The following is a 19026-nucleotide window of genomic DNA, read 5'->3' on the forward strand; positions in this document are numbered from 1 at the left end:
TGAGGTAATAAATATTGCCTATTGACTAATAAATCTTTAATTAATGCAGTATCACAATACTAACGACTACCCTTTACCCCGGGTTCTTGTACTCCCGAGCTTGGCACTATGCTCCAAAAACATAATGATGCTACCTGCCACGTCTTTACCTGACGCCGTTTCAATTCCTTCCAGACCCGGGGACGAGTTCACTTCCATAACAACAGGGCCGTGCATAGCTCTGAGCAGATCAACCCCTGCCAGATTCAGTCCCATCGTTCGCGCAGCACGAACCGCCGTAGACCTCTCCTCTGGTGTGATCCTTACAAGGCTGGCTGAACCTCCCCGATGAAGATTAGAACGAAACTCGCCTTCTTTCGCTTGCCGTTTCATGGCGGCGACAACCTTATCACCAATCACAAGGCAGCGAATATCAGCCCCTCGGGCTTCCTTGATATATTCCTGGACCATAATATTGGCATGCAGCCCAAGAAAAGCCTCAATCACACTCTCGGCAGCGGATCGGGTTTCGGCAAGAACGACTCCGATCCCCTGAGTGCCCTCCAGTAGTTTGATGACCAAAGGCGCCCCCCCTACCATATCAATAAGATCTGGGATATCACTGGGTTTATTTGCGAACCCGGTGATTGGCAGGCCTATGTTTTTACGAGCAAGTAACTGCAATGAGCGCAACTTATCTCGTGAACGTGATATTGCCACGGACTCATTAACTGAATAGACCCCCATCGTTTCAAATTGACGCAATACTGCCGTCCCATAGAAAGTCACTGATGCACCGATCCGAGGAATCACCGCGTCAAACCCTTCCAGGGCTTGCCCTTCAAAATGAATTGAGGATGCGCGGGAATTAATATTCATATAGCACTTCAAAACATCAATTACATGCATTTCATGGCCACGCTCCTGGCCAGCCTCAACTAACCTCCGGGTCGAATATAGTTTTTTGTTGCGGGACAGAATGGCAATTTTCATGGTGATTCCCTTTCTTTTTATAATCAGTAAATTCTGAACTTATAGCTCTAATCTTCGACCAAGATTGCCCACAGTTCAAATTCAAACTGTAACCTAACTCAAAACTAAGAAAATTTATCTACATTGACAGAAGCCATTACAATTACCGCATCGCCTTAATCATAAGCTATGCTGTTTAAAAAGATCACTTTGGATTAGAAGGACTTATTCTCAAATGACTATCACTGGTAAGGTAAAACGCCGCTCTATAACCATCGCCGGAGTTACCGTTAATCCGGGACAACGTCAGAAAGTCTATCTGGATGTAGCCAAACTCTACACTCACACCAGTCTCGAACTGGTCATTGAAGTGATCCATGGCAGACGCGATGGCCCGGTATTGCTGGTATCGGCTGCCATCCATGGTGATGAACTCAATGGTGTTGAAATATGCCGCCAATTACTGAAGCACCATTCCTTAGATCGAATCAGGGGAACCCTTGTGGTGGTTCCTGTTGTTAACATCTTCGGCTTTATTCACCGCTCTCGCTACCTCCCCGATCGTCGAGATTTAAATCGCTGTTTTCCTGGCACCCCTTCAGGCTCAGTAGGCGGAAGGGCGGCCTATTTATTTCGAACGGAAATCATGAACCATTGCACCCATGCTATTGATTTACATACAGGAGCCGTTCACCGAAGTAACCTGCCGCAAATAAGGGCCAACCTGGACAATCAAGTAGCCGAATTGATGGCGCTCAATTTCGGTGCGCCGGTCGTTATTGATTCCAAGGTGCGTGACGGCTCTTTACGTGAATGTGCCGATAAACAAGGAATTCCGATCATTCTGTATGAAGCTGGTGAAGCACTCCGGTTTGATATGCATTCGATCAAAGCAGGTATACGAGGCGTCATAAATGTAATGCGATGTCTGGACATGCTGCCAAAAACCACTCACAGCAAGAAAAAAGCAAGCCCGGTTATTGCGCGAGCGTCATATTGGATACGAGCAGAGCATGACGGTACCTGCCTGTTTATCGCGCGCCTGGGCCAGCGCGTCAAAAAAGGCGATGTGCTGGCATTAATCTCATCACCTTTCAGTCAGAACGATAGCGAGGTTATCAGCAAAACGAATGGCATTATTATTGGCAGAAACAATATACCTTTAGTTAATGAAGGGGATGCACTCTTTCATATTGCTAAGTTCGATACTATTGTTCAGGCTGAACAAAGTGTTGAATCCTTCATTTCTCAAATACACAATGACCCTTTACTCGATCAACCCACTGATGAAATCAGTAAACCATATGGTGATGATTAGCGATCTGAAATGTTGGCTCCCGAGCTGAATCGTACATCTTGGGGTAACTTGGGTATCTCACCATATAAAATTACTCGGAAATGTAAAAACGTCACGTATCAAGGTAATCCATTCTTTGCGATTGGCTTTAAATCAAAATCAATCTGACTTAACAAGCAGAATATCGCAGGGCATTGCCTGCACGACAGCTTCTGTTGTACTACCAAGCCAGAAATTTGACATTGAGCTGCGGCAGAACCCTCCCATGACCAGGATGTCACAACGGGCTTTCCTGGCATATTCGGGGAGCTGCTGTTCAGGGTTTCCAGGGATCAAGACGACAGAGACACCATCTAATTTATACATAGCGCGAAATTTCCTGAGCGCATCAGAATGGATAGCCATAATTTGCTTTGCATACTTCACCAGGTAAGGTGTGATATGGCAGCAATGTACAATCTTATAGCCGGTAGTGAACCTTGACGATAATGCGTCGGCGATACGGACAATACTTGGGTCCATGGTTGCTGGCCGATCGTGCCGGTGCAGGGGATCCAGTGCCGCCAGTAACACCGGCTTGTTTTTCCATTTTTGATCACGCATTAATAAGATGGAAACGGGCAATTTTGCCAATTTGCTGAAAATTGGATGCCGCTCCGTCGGTTTCGAGTAGTCAAGCAGTAACCACTCTGAGCCGCTTTCATTCAAAACATCTGTCAGTCTGCGCTCCCAGGATGGTTCCAGGAAACATTCCACACTCACGATAACGTCCAATTGCTCGTCTTCAATAAGTGTTAATAATTGGTCATAGGTGGATGCAATATAGAAGTCAGCATCCTGCTGAACATGCTCGCGCAATTTGCTTTTGAATCCCAATACGTCAAGGTAAGAGTGATCCAGAGTTCGAGTATAAGCGTCTATCAGTATTGTCAGGCCGCATTGACTGACAGCAGCCATACGGAGTGCATTGAGCAATACCGCATGGTTCGGGGGACTACGCAGATTACCAAACAGGCACAGTGCATTCATTTTAACCTCCAACTCAAAGGAGCCATTCACCGCATCCGTTTCTGGTGAGCAACACCATAGTTTCAAGCGACAAATAATCCGTGGCTATGACCTTTCCTCTCAGTCAAGCGAAATCGGCCATCAAAGGTATGCTGGTTTAAGTATAAGTTACTGTAGGGACCATAATAACTCCGTGCTGTCTCATTTATGTATCTTGTCTCTCGATTAACCTTTAAAAACGAGCCGATTAACTAATGGCGGCTCACATAACAGCTTTTTTATTCCAGATTGCTTATCTCATCAACTATTATTTCTATTGTATTCATGCTTCAAAACGGATGATCTTGGGCAGCGATATAAGGAATTAAGAAATGATAATAAGCTGCTACTTGGGCCAGGATGATTTGCGTAAAGCACGTATCAACTCATATAATTTTCCTGCACATAACTTTTCTGAAAATAGTTTTCCGGCAAAATTCTTCATCTTTCTGATCCTGCTTACCACTCTTAGTTTTATCGCGCCAGTCAGTAGCGCAGAAGAAGGCCGAATTCAAGTTCTCAGCTTGCCTATCAAATCGACAGATCAGGCTCGTCTACTGTTAGATTCAGCCAGACAGGAATTAGCCAACCTTCCCGAAGATCCCCAAGCTAGTGAACTGGAACTGCAATCAAAAGCGACCTGGCAGCGCCGCATTACGCTATTGGAAGAATATATAGCCCAGGCAGATTCACTCTTTCTTATCGAACAAAAAGCAACTGACCTTGCAGACCAAGTTAAGCAGGTCAACAGCCAGCTAGTGAAAATAGCCGCACTCCCTCCTGTGCAATCTTCAACAGAAGCCAGTCAAACTGATAGTGTCTTCATGGAAAGCCGACTTAATGACGCGCGTAGCCGCAAGAGCAACCTGCTGGCAAGACAAGCCCAGCAACAGCAACTAGAAGCAGATCTGCCTGAGCTGCTGCAAGCCGTACAACGCCGTGTTCAGGAGGCCGAACAACGCGAAGCTATGCTGTCTAAGACGATGTTAAAACCGCAGGCTGCGGCAGAGCGCCTGCTGACGGAAAAACAAATTGAAAACGTCCGGCTCGACAGTCTCGTTGCCCGGCAGGCTGCCACGTTATATGAAGCACAATTCCAGTGGTACCAACAAAGCGAACCTCTTCTGCAACTGGAACTAGAGCTTGCCGAACTGCAAATCAATCGGCAGGAACAACAACTTGAATCTTATCATCAATTATTACAGCAGCGGCTTGCCGAACAAGCCCAACAAGCTGAACAAACACTGATAAAGAAAGAGGAAAGTGCTCAGAATGCTGACAATCCCGGTGAGCGTTTTATCGCGACGTGGGAAGCCCAGATAGCCCGCTCTCAGAAAAACACCCGCGAGCTGCAGTCGCTGTTGATTAGCCTGAATCAAGATGTGACAGAGCAAGAGAAATGGTTTAATGCCGAAAAAGATGAGTTTCTCGCAATTACAAACCTGCTATCCAGCCCAGATAATTATGCGGCTGCGGATCGAATAAAACTGACCCTGCAGCAGATAAGCCAGCGCCGTAGTTTGTTGATCCGAACATTGCGTAACGACAGGTTCCAAACGCTGAACCTGTACCGTGAACGCCGCTTTACCATTGCAGACAGTTTACTTGGTCTGACAGAACAATTTGAATTGCTGCGCAGTGAGATTGCCGACCAACTTGATGAAAACGAGCGAGGACGGTTTCAGGCTGCCAGCCAAGGATTGCTGTTTACGTACAGAAATACTTTACGTGATGAAAAAGCCGCCCTCACCGAGGTGATCAGCCAGGGACAAAAATTACAATTGGTAACAGAGCAACGACTTGAAAACCTTAATCAATTTGAGCATATTATTCGCAGCACCTCTTTCTGGATACGTGACTCTCGGCCTCTGGGATGGCAAACGCTAGTCATACTGCCTAACGAAATTATGAAAGATGCCTCCTGGCTCGCTAAACTGGCTTCCCCCGAAATCAGGTCACGCCTGACCAATGCCGGAAAAACGCCGATCAACCTGCTCTATACATTAGTACTATTTCTGATACTGCCCATCGGCTTATATCAGACAAGAGCATATCTCCGCGGCTTCAGTCACAGCATTAACGATCGTGTCCAGGCTGAAGGTAAGCTACTGTATTTATCTGGTCTGGTGGTTATCACCGCGCTGCTCAGCGCGGCACTGATCCCTGCCTACTTTTACGTTGTGGCCCGTCTGGCAGATTCTGCCCAGCTACCTGCCGGTATAGGCAGTGTCAGCAGCCAGATCTTCGAGCATTTTTCGCTATTTTTCTTTCTCTGGTTCTTGAGCCGTTCTTTCTTTGCCCGCCGTAGTATTTCAGAGATTCAGTTTGGGTTCCCACACTCTGCCGCCAACGCATTATATTCTGCACTAAAATGGTTTTTGTTCGGTTTCCTCATATGGCTTCTGCCGTGGAATGTTTTCCGGCAGCCTCCGTTCGAAAATGAAGTTCTGCCACGCATTTTTTATACTCTTTTTCTGATCACCTCAGCCATTGGCGTATATAAACTGACACGCCCGGGCTCCGCCTTTGTGCAACATGCGCTGGAGACACTTAAATTTGAACCTATATTCCGCCACTGGAAGCTACTTTATGGGATCCTGAATATCCTTGCCTGGGCGGTCATCCTGCTTGAGGTGGCAGGTTATCACTATGCTTCACTATCTATTACCCTGAGCCTTACTGGCACACTGATCGTACTGACGCTTTTACCTCCGATCTATCGCCTTTTTCGGGGACGAATGCACGCCTTTGTCAAACGTAGCAGAATGCTCACGCCAGAGCCGCATGGCAATTTGGTGACCCACCGGGAACTGAGAACTAAATACGTTAGAGTATTGCGCCTGATCTTTATTATTCTGGGTGCTATCTTGCTGCTCAACCTCTGGGGTATCAATGAGCAGGCACTGCGGACTTTCGATGACATGCAGCTTTATAAAGTACGGATAACGGGTGCAGAGCCTGAATTTGTCACCTTCGGAGATATTCTGCGCGGTATCCTGCTGCTTGTTGTCACTATCTGGATTCTTCGGGTTTTACCGGGGCTGTTTAATCTGTGGGTGTTCCCGCATTGGAATGTTGATGCCGGAATCAAATATGCCATTCTAACTATTTCTCGTTATAGTATTTTTTTGGTGGGTTTCTTCTTTGCACTGGCGGAGCTCCACCTTGATCTTGGCCGGCTTAGCTGGCTGATGGCGGCTATCGGTGTCGGGCTCGGGTTCGGCCTGCAGGAAATTGTTTCGAATTTTGTCAGCGGCATCATCCTCTTGGTCGAGCGGCCGGTAAAACCCGGCGATACCGTTACCATCGGTAACCTTTCCGGCACGGTGAGTCGAATCAACATCCGCGCCACCACTATCGTAAACTTCGACCGCCAGGAGGTGATGGTTCCCAACCGGAGTCTGATCACTAATGATGTTATTAACTGGACCCGGAGCGACACCGTCAACCGGGTAGTTATTTCTATCGGTGTCGCCTATGGCAGCGACGTAGACCGTGTCAGTGAGTTACTGATGAAAATCGCCACTGAGCAGCCCGAAATACTGACCATCCCAGAGCCTACCGTCATCTTCATGCGACATGGAGAAAGCTCGCTTGATCTGGACTTACGGGTGTTTGTCCCTTCTCCGGACGATATTATGCCAATACGTGATCGACTCAACCGACTGATTAGCAAAACATTTAGTAAAGAAGGGATCGAGATCCCCTTCCCCCAGCGTGATCTGCATATCCGCTCTGGCGATATCGGTGTGTTCATGAAAGAAAACTAAAGCCACTTCTTTTTCTTAAAAATCCATACCTGAATCGTGACAATAACAATAAGAAGCAAGCAGAAAATTCCAAAAGACCAGGGATTGTCTGCTCCCGGGATGCCGCCGACATTAATACCCAGCAATCCGGTAAAAAAACCCAACGGCAGAAATACCGCTGCGACCAGTGACAACACATACATCCGATTATTCATTTGCTCAGTCAGGCGGTTGGCCAACTCCTCATGGGCCACGGCAGCACGGTCACGCACCGAGTCCAGATCCTCAAGATAACGAATAAGGTGATCGGTCACCTCTCGTATCATCTGCTGCTCATCACTACTGATCAAAGAGCCCCTGAGCGCCTGCATCTGCGCCAGTGCCTCACGTTGGGGGGCCAAGTAGCGCCGCAGAGCGATCACCATCCGCCTCAGCGACGTAATTTGACTGCGCAGACCGTCGCTATCGGAACTCAATATCTGATCTTCAATCGCCGCGACCTGATCTTCCGTATCGTCAATAGTCGTTCCCATTCGGGTTATTAATCTATCGGATAAAATAACCAAGAATTCGCCAATGCTTTTAGGCCCTTCCCCTGCTTCCAGCCGAGCAATCACATCACCGATAGAAAGTAGCTTGCGCCTTCGGGTACTAATTATTCGATGACCATCGCTCCAAATCCTGATCCCGACCATATCTTCCGGATCCGAACCAGGGCTGTGATTCACGCCCCGCAGGGCAATTAACAACCCGCCAGCCAGTTGAGTGGTTCGAGGACGACTTTCCTCGGTTAGCAAAGCGTCAACCACAAGGCTGTCTAAACCACTTTCATGCTCTAACCAATTTCTGGCCTGCTCACTAGTATAATTAAAGTGAAGCCAGGCAATGCCTTGCTCGGGCTTCCATTGTGCAATATCCGCCCAACCAATAGCCCGGCCACTGCCTTGGCCATCAAAAACACACCCATAGATCAGACCTTCCTTGCTGTTATCCATGCTGCGACTCCTTCAGTTGCAATACATTGAATTTCCGTTTTATTCTTACGTAATCATGGTTGATGAAGCGGAAAATCTTGATACCGCTATTTGTCATTGCTTTTATGTTTCAATTAACGCATCACCTTTGATTGATCATTGGATATCTTTTCGAAGGTAGTATCTGGTGTGTCCATCGTGATAATCATCTATCTCACCGAAGATAGAATAACCATGTTTAACATAAAACCCTTTCGCCTGAAAACTAAAAGTATCTACCAATGCGTATTTACAACCACGCCTGATACCTTCATTTTCAGCGGCTTGTAAAAGCTGAGAACCAACACCGCACCCTCTCATCTTATCTGATACCCAGAGAAAATTTATCTCAAAATAACCCCATGCGGTTTTACCAATTAATCCAGCCAGCAACTCACCATTCTCAGCCCTTGCATATACGCCTAAGTCACGGAAATCAGGGGTCATGAATTTTTCATTATATTCACTGAGATGTGATTTGATCATAATTAAATCGTCAGCTGAAATCTTATCTGAAACCTCTATCACGATACTCTCCGTAGTAACCTAATATTGTCATCAACGATATAAATATACTTAAATTACAGGATTCAGAGTAATAACAGCCAGTTTAATTAAAGACAATATTCGAACGAATAGCAGATCCTTTCAAGCATATTTGACATAGTAAGAACTGGAGTCTCCCGAAAGGCGCGTTTATTCTCGTTTAAAGTACCCAGCTGTGGCCCTGTTGAAATGTCTCTCTTTAAGGTAGTGCATAAAGCTGAAGTGAGTCAGTAAAGTAGATAAAATAAAGTACTCGCTATTGCCAAGGCAAAAAAGGCAGAGAGGTCGGCCATCTCTGCCTTATAACGTCAAACATCTTCAATAACGTGTGGGCTACCAGCCCTTACAGATTCCAGATCAAACCAAAGCACACTGACTCTGTGACGTTAAACTATTTCCATCTTTATTCAAATAACGGGCACAATACAAGATCATAAAGTCCTCACGGATCAACTGTTCAAGCTCTGATGCTCGCGACGTTGGGCAAAACAACATGAAATGAACCAGTTGTTCACCAGTGTCGGTGTTCGTTATATGGATATGCGGCTCCGCTCCCGGTAAATCGACGCCAGCATGTCTTTCAATGACATAATTATAACGCTTAGCGACATCGATGAAGTCTTCTGTGTGATCATCGATTTTTGCCAGCATAATCGGCAGTAATGGATAAAGGTTGACGGTTTCCCGAATAGTTATAAAGAAATCATGATATACGTAGCGTTTCATAAAGCTAAGGTTCTTCACCGGAACACTGAAGAATACACTATTGGGAATCGTCGCCGTTTTACCGGTGTAATGATACTGGCCATGATGTAAGTCAATTTCTTGAATCATGGTCGCCATCAGATTGTGCTCGATAACTTCACCGCATAATGTCCCCACTTCAATCCAATCACCTATCCGGAATGAACGCGAACTGGCACGTTGTATCGATCCCGTGAAACACAAAATGATCTCTTTTGATGCGACAACAACAGCAACGGCAATTGCAGTCAGCGACAATGCAAACTCACTGATCTCGGATTGCCATAAGATAAATAGAGTCAGCAACACTAATGTAAATGCACCGTTTTTGGTCCGTGAAATCCATTTACGCTGTTCTGCGCTGAGAAAATTGCTATCACCACGAATTTGAGTAATCGTCAGCCGTCGGAGAATTAGAACAAATACAATACCCAGCACGCTGAGCAGGAGTTTGTGTGCCATCAAGTAAACAAATAGAAGTTCAAGTTTTTCCAATGCAATGTCCAACATAAATACAGTGTTAGTAAATCATAAGTGAAGTGGCTGAATGACTCAGCAATATATTTTATTTAACAAAAAAGCAGCGGTTACCTGCTGCTTTTTTTTTGCGAATGGCCGAACATTCGCTAAGGCTGTTCAATATAAAGCTTGTCTATTGATGTTGCAAATGTCGAGAACTTTTATTGTTAGCGTGCTTTTCAATATACTCGATAATCATACCTGCAATATCTTTTCCTGTTGCGGCTTCTATACCTTCTAAGCCTGGTGATGAGTTCACTTCCATCACCAACGGGCCGCGTTTCGACCGTAAAAGATCCACTCCGGCAACTTTCAGGTTCATCGCTTTTGCTGCAGCCACAGCCGTTTTTCGCTCTTCCGGGCTGATACGAATAAGTGAAGCGCTGCCACCCCGATGCAGGTTGGATCGGAACTCACCATCTGCAGCCTGACGCTTCATCGCAGCAATTACTTTATCGCCAATCACAAAGCAGCGAATGTCGGCGCCACCAGCTTCTTCAATATATTCTTGCACCATGATATTTGCCTTTAATCCCATAAAGGCCTCAATCACACTTTCTGCCGCTTTTTTCGTTTCGGCCAGGACAACACCAATACCTTGAGTGCCTTCCAATAACTTAATGACAAGAGGTGTACCGCCTACCATTTTGATTAAATCGGCCACATCATCAGGCTTGCTCGCAAAGCCAGTAATCGGCATCCCTACACCTTTACGACTAAGCAGCTGAAGTGAACGCAGTTTGTCGCGAGAACGGGTAATCGCAATGGATTGATTAATCGAAAATACATCCATCATCTCAAACTGGCGCAATACGGAGCAACCATAAAAAGTGATGTCAGCGCCGATGCGAGGAATTATGGCGTCAAACCCAGTTAAATCACTGCCTTCAAAATGAATTGATGGTTGTATCGAGTTTATATTCATATAACAACGAAGCGCATTGATAATAACCGCTTGGTGGCCTCGTTGTTCACACGCTTCGCGCAGGCGTCGGGTTGAGTACAAGTCTTTGTTTTGAGAAAGAATGCCAATTTTCATTACGTTACTCACGATAGGTAAATTTAAGGATGACCCAAAAAAAGGAGGAAGTTTGGCGTTCTTCGGCTCCTGACTAAATGGCTGATAACTATGATGCCAAATGAGTAAAAAATCGAGAAATTATAAGATGATTTATTTTTGTGGTTACGATGAAACTTTTTAATTTGCACTAACAATAAATCAATTGTTTAATCCGCTCGATCAGTATAGACCTTATTAGGAATACCATCGCTCATATTGGCCCAGCGAGCTATTCATTTACATTTTTTCTTACGTACTCACCTGTGTGTTTCGTCAGAAGGCTTTTTAAATTTAAGTATTGCCAGGCAGTCGACAGATTTTGTGAAACAGGATCCTACTGTACCGCGGTATCTGTTTAATACCGTTAGACGACGTTGGATTATCTTTCAACGCCATGGCCTATATAAAAGGTTGCTGTGTTATTGCAGCAACAATCGTATTTTTCATTTAGAGATATATAACAATGAGCGATTGGTCGATTTATGATGCGCGTGAAATGTATAACACGCCCTACTGGAGCCAAGGTTACTTCGATATCAACGAGCAAGGATCGGTTGTTGCTTGTCCGGATAAAAACAATCCTAACAATGCCATCGATTTATCGCACTTAGCGGATGAATTAATTGCCGCAGGTGCATCATTGCCGGTATTGGTTCGATTTCCTGATATTCTGCATAACCGCGTCGACAGCCTTTGCAGTGCCTTTAATCAGGCCATCGAATCGTATAACTATCAAGGCAGCTACCTTGCGGTCTATCCAATTAAAGTAAACCAGCAAGAAGCCGTGGTCAGTGAAATTCTAAAGAGCCAATATGCCAAACAACAACGTCAACTTGGTTTAGAAGCGGGCAGTAAGCCCGAGTTAATGGCTGTGCTGGCTATGGCGCAAGAGGCAAGCTCTGTCATCGTCTGTAATGGTTATAAAGATCGTGAGTACATTCGTCTGGCACTTATTGGCGAAAAACTCGGGCATGAAGTCTACATCGTGCTTGAAAAGCTGTCTGAACTAAAAGTCATTCTTGAAGAAGCTAAGCAACTGGGTGTCTCTCCACGTCTGGGTTTACGGGCGCGTTTAGCGTCTCAGGGCAAAGGGAAATGGCAGGCCAGCGGTGGCGAGAAGTCTAAATTTGGCTTATCTGCATCACAAGTCTTAACCGTGATTGATGCACTGCGCGAGCGTGACATGCTGGATTGTTTGCAGCTATTGCACTTCCATTTAGGCTCTCAGATCGCCAACATTAAAGACGTTCGAAGCGGCGTCGGCGAAGCTGGACGGGTTTATGCCGAGCTACAGCAACTCGGTGCCAGCATTACCACGGTTGATGTGGGGGGCGGCTTAGCCGTCGATTACGAAGGCACGCGCAGCCAGAGCAGTTGCTCGATGAATTACACCCTAAGTGAATATGCCAATAACGTGGTGTATTCCTTGGGCGATATCTGTACTGAATACGATATTTCAATGCCTCGTATTATTTCGGAATCCGGACGTAACCTAACGGCCCACCACGCGGTATTAATCACCGATGTAATTGGCGTAGAAAGTTATAAAGCCGAAGATATTTCAGCACCAGCAGAAGATGCTCCACAGATCCTGCATAACATGTGGCGTTCATGGAAAGAATTATCAGGCAATACTGCTGACCGTTCTTTGGTTGAAATATTCCACGATAACCAAAGTGATCTCACTGAAGTACATACTTCATTTAATATGGGATTAATAAGCTTTGTTGATCGCGCATGGGCAGAGCAAGTAAGCTTACGCCTTTGTTATGAACTGGAAAAAGTGTTGTCAGCCAAAAACCGTGCTCACCGCCCTTTACTGGACGAATTACACGAGCGGCTGGCAGATAAGTTCTTTGTTAACTTCTCGTTATTCCAGTCGTTACCGGATGCCTGGGGTATCGATCAGATTTTCCCGGTATTGCCGTTATCTAATCTTGATACGGCACCAGATAGTCGTGCTGTAATCTTAGATATAACCTGTGATTCAGATGGTGCTATCGAGCACTATGTTGAAGGGCAAGGTATTGAAAGTACGCTGCCTGTACCTAAATGGAATGATGAAAACCCGTACCGAATCGGCTTCTTCCTGGTCGGTGCTTACCAAGAGATTCTTGGGGATATGCATAACTTATTTGGTGATACAGACACGGCAGTCGTTCGTTGTGATGATAATGGTCACTATAAGATTGAAAATATCGACCGTGGTGATTCTGTCGGAGATGTGTTGCGTTACGTTCATCTTGATCCAGCAAAATTCCTCCGCCAATACGAACATATGGTTAAGGAAAATCTACCTGAATCTGAACATAGCGACATTCTGGCTGAATTGGCAGAAGGCCTACACGGATATACCTATTTGGAAGATATTTGTTATAACAAATAATTTCTTCTGAAATATAGCCTCAATGGCCGTTAAAGAGAGCATCATGATTATGAACGCTCTTTTTTACCCATCCACCAATGTCTAATTAATTCGTCTGTAAGCGGCTTCTTCATCGCCGCTTATAATTATGGAGCGAGATATGGCAACGTTAGCAACTCATGCCGATTACTCTTTATATTCCAATGCATTTGGATTTTTACGTCAACCACTAAACTTCATGCCGCAACAGTCAGATGCGGATGTGATCATCACCGGCGTTCCTTTCGACCTTGCCACCACCGGTCGCTCAGGCAGCCGTATGGGGCCGGGGGCTATTCGTCAGGCATCGATCAATTTAGCATGGGAAGGTAAGCGCTGGCCGTGGACATTCAATCTGACTAAAACAGTAAAGATCGAGGATTGTGGAGATCTGGTTTTCGATTGTGGCGATCCTGCGCAAATGAGTGAGCGGTTAGAAGCGCATGCCAATAGCTTACTTCAACAAGGTAAAACATTACTGACCTTTGGCGGCGATCACTTCGTTACATTGCCATTGTTACGCGCACATGCAAAAAAGTACGGTCAAATGGCCATGATCCACTTTGATGCCCATACAGATACTTACGCGATGGGAAGTAAATATGACCATGGCACCATGTTCTATCATGCGCCCAATGAGGGATTAATCGACCCTAAGCACTCGGTTCAAATCGGTATCCGTACCGAGCACAGCGATACATTAGGTTTCAATGTAATTGATGCCGCGAGCGCCAATGACCAAACCGTCGAAGTGATTGTTGAGCAGATCAAAGACATTATAGGAAAGCGTCCGGTGTACCTTACCTTTGATATCGATTGCCTGGATCCAGCTTATGCTCCGGGTACCGGAACCCCCGTATGCGGCGGCTTGAGTTCAGACAAAGTACTGAAGATCATTCGCGGTTTAGTGGGTATTAACTTAATTGGCATGGATGTGGTAGAAGTCGCCCCTGCCTATGACCATGCTGAAATTACGGCATTAGCCGGAGCAACCATTGCCACTGACTTGCTACACCTCTGGGCGAGCTGTCAGAAGAATTAACCATAAAGAGGCGATCTCTTTTGCTAACAAACCCTCCGCATCAAAGCGGAGGGTTTGAATATAAGAAGCACGGATTTGTTATTCCGTAACATTTATAACTTTTCACCGATTCCCGAATTAGACTCGCCGCTTTTCTCTGTCACCTTTTTTCTACGACGCTGCACACGACGAGAAATATGAACATGCACTCCCTTGCGCAAGGCCAGCATACTGTTTTCAAGCTTATCCACGCCGAGTAACACTGTTAATATCAACACCGTAAGAATAAGGGCTGTTTGTCCATATCCCAAACCAATCGTGACACCCAGAGCGGCAAGCAGCCATATTACCGCAGCCGATGTCACACCGTGGATCTGTCCATCCCGAGTCATCATGACACCAGCGCCCAAAAAACCGATGCCCGTGATCACTTGTGCCATCACACGTGCATGATCGCCTCGATCATCAGACAAGCTTACACCTAATGCGATAAAACAGTACGTGCCTATCGTTATCAGCGTTGCAGTGCGAAGGCCTACCGGCTTACCTCGCAGTTGGCGCTCTATACCCAGTACTGACCCGCACAAAATACACGTGATTATATCCTCCCACTCGAAAGGCGTTATATCGAGCATCATCAAACCCTATTTAGTCAATCAATTTTAATCACAATACAATACAGTCTTAATACAACGACTTTACTCGTTTAAAAGTGAATATTTCTCCAGAACGGTGCTGACCACTTTTGCCGCAATTTTCGCTGTTTGGTGTCCATCATCAAACTCTGGATTTAATTCTGCGACATCCAATAGCCTCACTTTACCGCTGCTTACAATCTGATTAAGTGCAAACTCCACAATAGACCAGTCAGCACCTTGTATCCGAGATAAGTTGACGCCAGAAGCCACTGCAGCAGAAAAAACCGACAGATCAAAACTGATATGAACATAATCCACCCCCCTCAAAAACAGGTCGATTTTTTTCTGCACAATTTTTTTCTTGCGTATCGTCATATCTTTGTCTTGCAGCCAGTGGCAACCTAATTGCTCTGCATATTCAAATGAAGCTTGCGAGTTTGTGCGCTCGCATATTCCCAGCGCCAAATAGTGAAATGGACGATGATTTTGGGTACAAAAACTCGCGACAGAGTGAAACACTGAACCGACTCTCGGTGACAGCGTTGGACGTAGTTCAAAGTTTGCATCAAAATTAATGATCCCCACTCGTGCCAGCGGCTCTTTATATTCCGAACATTCTTCGGCGCGATTCACAATATACCCTGGCTGATTAACATAATCAGAGAGTGCCTGGTAGCTTGAAATAGATATTTCGTGTCCTCCCCCGATAACGACAGGGAAATGACCTTTTGCCAAAAAACCAGACACTTTTCTATACTGCACTGCCTGCAACTCATTAAATTCAAGGCCATCCAAATCATCAATAATTCCAGCATCATACAGCGGTAAATGCGGTGAACACTTATGATATATTGCCAACATCCGGCAAATGCTTTCAGGTCCGTCACTATCGCCCAGCCGGCCACGATAGCGTCCAAGACTCAGATCTGAAGCGACACCAAACAATACTGCCCCTACTCGCGATTGCTCGGTATAAGGGCGAAAAGTAGCTGTCGTATGGTAGTTCTCGTGAGAAAACACACGGTTAAACCACTGGTTAACTTGTTTAAAAATCATCTCGCCTCCTACCCTTGCTGGTCTATCGCATTACCATTCTGGAGGTAATGCTCGGGCCGCTTGTAATACGTTAAATATAATGCTGTTTTTTTTATGGTTAATACGTTCTTCGGGTGCCATAACACTAATAGCACCCACCACTTTTTTATTCAGAAAGACCGGGGCACTAACACTTGAGACCCCAGGGTCAAACTCTGAAGTACTCAACGCATAACCATCTTGTTTTATTTGTTGAAGTTCAACTAACCACTTAGTTCTTTCACACTCTTCTTTGATCCCAAAATGCGCTAACGTAGCAAGTAATCGTTTTTCACTAAATTGTGCTAACAGCACCTTCGACGAGGCGCCCAGGATAAGTGGCTGACTTTGCCCCTGCTGATAACTACAACGCAGCGCATGAGGACTCTCGACCATTTCCACACATAAAGCACAAAAACCAACAGGAACCATATAGGCCGACATTTCCCCGGTCTGGTTCTGTAAGCGTTTCAGTACCGGCCTCACACCTTCCGATAACGGCGAAAAAGAACGAAAATTACTGAGTAATTGCAGGGCAGCAGGGCCAATAATATAGCGTTTGTGGCCATGCTGTTCTTCAATCAGATTCCACTCTCTCAGTGTTGTTATATACCGGTAAACAGAGCTAATCGGCGTACTGGTTTGATCACTGATCATCTGCGCGGACAGCGGCTCAGATGATGAAGATATTGTCATTAAAATCTGAAGTAATCGCTGATTCGGGCTCAAGGTGTTTTTATTCACAATCATTCTCTGCGGTGTTTTTAATCTTCCTTAAATGATAATACAACCAACTTTCTCATCAGGTGAGAATTAAAAGATTATTAGTGGGTTAAAATCCCAAAAAATGGGAATAACTTTTAACTAAGAACAATTGGAAATGATCCATTCCTAACGCTAAAACAGGTTAGCTGCCACACAAGTTCATCCGGTTGTTTTGATGATACGAAAAAATTATGACAGTTGTGCTTATACGCCAGTAACTTCAGGATTCAGGATTCAGAGTGATTCCAACCCGCTATATTCAAGGAGGAAGTACTAAGTGGGGGGCAGGCGATTTCGAATACATTTGACACAGATGTGGGCTGCTGAACCCGATATCGCCTCAATTACGGGATAACATATTAGGAACGTCAACGCATTATGATTGCTGTGAAAGAATACGAGTGGGCTTAGAGAGAAAAGGGATTCAGAGCAGAATCTGAATCCCCGAAAAGGTTACAGTAATAACAGGGTTCCTAGCCCCAAAAACACCACAAATCCGGTAATATCCGTTACTGTGGTCAGGATAACCGAACCGGATAAAGCAGGATCAATTTTAAACTTTTCAAGAATAACGGGAACAAAGATACCGGCAAGTGCCGCACTGATAATATTGGCGACTATCGCAAGACCGATGACCAGCCCCAGCATGATACTACTGAACCAGTAACCGGTGATGATCCCAATCACCAGTGCCCACAGCACACCATTAAGTGCGCCAACTTTAACCTCTTTGGTGAGTAACGGTTTGAGGTTTGCTCGCGAAATCTGCCCAAGAGCCAAGCCCCTTACAATCAGGGTAAGAGTCTGACTGCCTGCAACCCCTCCCATTGATGCGACAATAGGCATCAGAACCGCCAGCGCAACAACTTGTTGCAATGTCGCTTCAAATAAGCCAATAAACCAAGACGCAAGGAAGGCGGTCAGAAGATTAATGCCAAGCCAGATGGCACGATTCTGGGTGCTTTTCCGAACCGTCGAGAAAAGATCTTCATTTTCATCAAGACCGGCGGTAGCCATGATCTGCGATTCAGCCCGTTCAGATTGCAGCCTGTATGCCAGCCCCATATCTAAACGTCCGATGAGCAACCCGCTCTCGGTAATGACAGGAAGCGCGGATTCTTCGCTCTGTGCCACTTTGTCCGCTGCGATGTAGATATCATCTTTGGCATCCAGAGTCGGAAAATCCTCCTCTGCCAGCTCAGAAACCCGTAACAAGGGGTCTGCGTCAAACAGCTTATTAAACCGGACTGCACCTTGCCAGTTACCCCGGCTATCGACCAGAAACACAACGTTACTGTAGGCCGGGATTGACCGCCTCAGCAACCGAGTCATCACTTTGATCTTGGTTTTCGCGGGTACGACAAGCGGCTGATGATCACACCAGTGGCCCACTTCATCATCTTCAAACTGTTGCGCGAGCGAATAACGTTGCTTCTGCTCTTCATCCATTCGCGCCAGCACGTCTTCGATCAAGTGATCCGGCAAGATGTCCTGAAGCTCTAATAATGTATCGGCTTCAATACCTGTAAACATCGCAAGCAGATGTTTTTCATCCCAGGTATTAATAATCGCTTCGCTGGCGTCTGAACGCATTTCAACCAGCACTGGAACCTTGATGCTATCGGAAATCTGATTCCAGGTTTCAATACGCGCTGTAAGGGGCAATGATTCCAGTAACAGCGCTATTTCGACCGGTGAGTTATCCTGCTCAAACTGTTCAATAACGATCTGTTGGCTCTCCGAATCAGGACCTTGGTCCATCAGCTCATTCACCGCATTATGGATCTCATTTTCTTGCATGGAATTACCTTTATAGAGAGCGAAGTTGACGTACAAGCCCGGCACAACTGTTAATTGAAAAACAAACACCCAGATTTGAAATCTGTCATTTTACGGTGTCTGATGTCACCCTTCATATTAATTCGCAAAAAGTGAAACCAGCCATCATAGCTGGTTTCTACTCAAACAAAATTTCGCTGACAGTTTGAATTTACTCTATTTTCATCTTTTGTTGGATGATGGTCAATTATTCCTTTTACACGTTTGCAGCCTAATTGTAGGCTCTGTTCAGTAACTTAGTTGAGAGCCCAGTACCCAGCGACTCTCTCTGTAAAAGTAGCCTTTGATAGTGAATCATCACTCAATATGCGCCGCCACCCTAAGTACTTAGTAAGGTTTTTAGTCGCCACACCGCAGAG

General features: G+C 45.6%; 14 protein-coding genes. 4 read left to right on the plus strand and 10 right to left on the minus strand.

All coding sequences use genetic code 11. The features are described 5' to 3' along the window. Positions 1–66: 66 nt before the first annotated feature. Entirely contained in the window at positions 67–972 is a 906-nt protein-coding gene (gene rimK / locus R3289_RS11585) for a 30S ribosomal protein S6--L-glutamate ligase (RefSeq protein ID WP_318925657.1), read from the minus strand. Between the two features lie 214 nt (positions 973–1186). On the opposite strand from rimK (R3289_RS11585), the gene R3289_RS11590 reads away from it, so the two are divergent. Next, positions 1187–2269, plus strand: a complete 1083-nt coding sequence (locus R3289_RS11590) for a succinylglutamate desuccinylase/aspartoacylase family protein (RefSeq protein WP_318925658.1) — start codon at positions 1187–1189, stop codon at positions 2267–2269. A 138-nt stretch (positions 2270–2407) separates the two neighbouring features. Here the strand turns inward: R3289_RS11590 and R3289_RS11595 are convergent, their stop codons facing one another. Next, positions 2408–3277, minus strand: coding sequence for a universal stress protein (locus R3289_RS11595; protein ID WP_318925659.1), 870 nt, complete (start codon positions 3275–3277; stop codon positions 2408–2410). 350 nt (positions 3278–3627) lie between these two features. Here R3289_RS11595 and R3289_RS11600 point away from each other — a divergent pair, with 350 nt between their 5' ends. Next, positions 3628–7065, plus strand: coding sequence for a mechanosensitive ion channel domain-containing protein (locus R3289_RS11600; protein WP_318925660.1), 3438 nt, complete (start codon positions 3628–3630; stop codon positions 7063–7065). Here R3289_RS11600 and zntB read toward each other — a convergent pair. The 4 genes from zntB to rimK (R3289_RS11620) form a co-directional block, all read right to left on the minus strand. After that, positions 7062–8039, minus strand: coding sequence for a zinc transporter ZntB (zntB, locus tag R3289_RS11605; protein ID WP_318925661.1), 978 nt, complete (start codon positions 8037–8039; stop codon positions 7062–7064). The genes R3289_RS11600 and zntB overlap by 4 nt on opposite strands. Before the next feature lie 135 nt (positions 8040–8174). Further along, positions 8175–8585, minus strand: coding sequence for a GNAT family N-acetyltransferase (locus R3289_RS11610; protein ID WP_318925662.1), 411 nt, complete (start codon positions 8583–8585; stop codon positions 8175–8177). 375 nt (positions 8586–8960) lie between these two features. Next, a complete protein-coding gene (locus R3289_RS11615; RefSeq protein ID WP_318925663.1) occupies positions 8961–9842 on the minus strand; it encodes a mechanosensitive ion channel family protein in 882 nt (293 codons plus the stop codon). A 157-nt stretch (positions 9843–9999) separates the two neighbouring features. Next, entirely contained in the window at positions 10000–10905 is a 906-nt protein-coding gene (gene rimK / locus R3289_RS11620; RefSeq protein WP_318925664.1) for a 30S ribosomal protein S6--L-glutamate ligase, read from the minus strand. Positions 10906–11389: 484 nt separating this feature from the next. On the opposite strand from rimK (R3289_RS11620), the gene speA reads away from it, so the two are divergent. Beyond that, positions 11390–13312, plus strand: coding sequence for a biosynthetic arginine decarboxylase (speA, locus tag R3289_RS11625; RefSeq protein WP_318925665.1), 1923 nt, complete (start codon positions 11390–11392; stop codon positions 13310–13312). A gap of 139 nt (positions 13313–13451) precedes the next feature. Further along, the gene (gene speB, locus R3289_RS11630) at positions 13452–14372 is read left to right on the plus strand and encodes an agmatinase (protein ID WP_318925666.1); all 921 of its coding nucleotides are present in this window, start codon (positions 13452–13454) and stop codon (positions 14370–14372) included. A gap of 92 nt (positions 14373–14464) precedes the next feature. Here speB and R3289_RS11635 read toward each other — a convergent pair whose 3' ends face one another. The 4 genes from R3289_RS11635 to R3289_RS11650 all read right to left on the minus strand — a co-directional run bounded on the left by R3289_RS11635 (position 14465) and on the right by R3289_RS11650 (position 18628). After that, a complete protein-coding gene (locus tag R3289_RS11635; RefSeq protein WP_318925667.1) occupies positions 14465–14989 on the minus strand; it encodes an MgtC/SapB family protein in 525 nt (174 codons plus the stop codon). A 60-nt stretch (positions 14990–15049) separates the two neighbouring features. Next, the gene (locus tag R3289_RS11640) at positions 15050–16045 is read right to left on the minus strand and encodes a formimidoylglutamase (RefSeq protein WP_318925668.1); all 996 of its coding nucleotides are present in this window, start codon (positions 16043–16045) and stop codon (positions 15050–15052) included. A 30-nt stretch (positions 16046–16075) separates the two neighbouring features. Next, a complete protein-coding gene (locus R3289_RS11645) occupies positions 16076–16813 on the minus strand; it encodes an IclR family transcriptional regulator (RefSeq protein ID WP_318925669.1) in 738 nt (245 codons plus the stop codon). Between the two features lie 468 nt (positions 16814–17281). Further along, the gene (locus R3289_RS11650; RefSeq protein ID WP_318925670.1) at positions 17282–18628 is read right to left on the minus strand and encodes a magnesium transporter; all 1347 of its coding nucleotides are present in this window, start codon (positions 18626–18628) and stop codon (positions 17282–17284) included. Between the last annotated feature and the right edge of the window lie 398 nt (positions 18629–19026).

It is taken from the genome of Photobacterium sp. (genome assembly GCF_033720175.1).
Taxonomy (GTDB): domain Bacteria; phylum Pseudomonadota; class Gammaproteobacteria; order Enterobacterales; family Vibrionaceae; genus Photobacterium.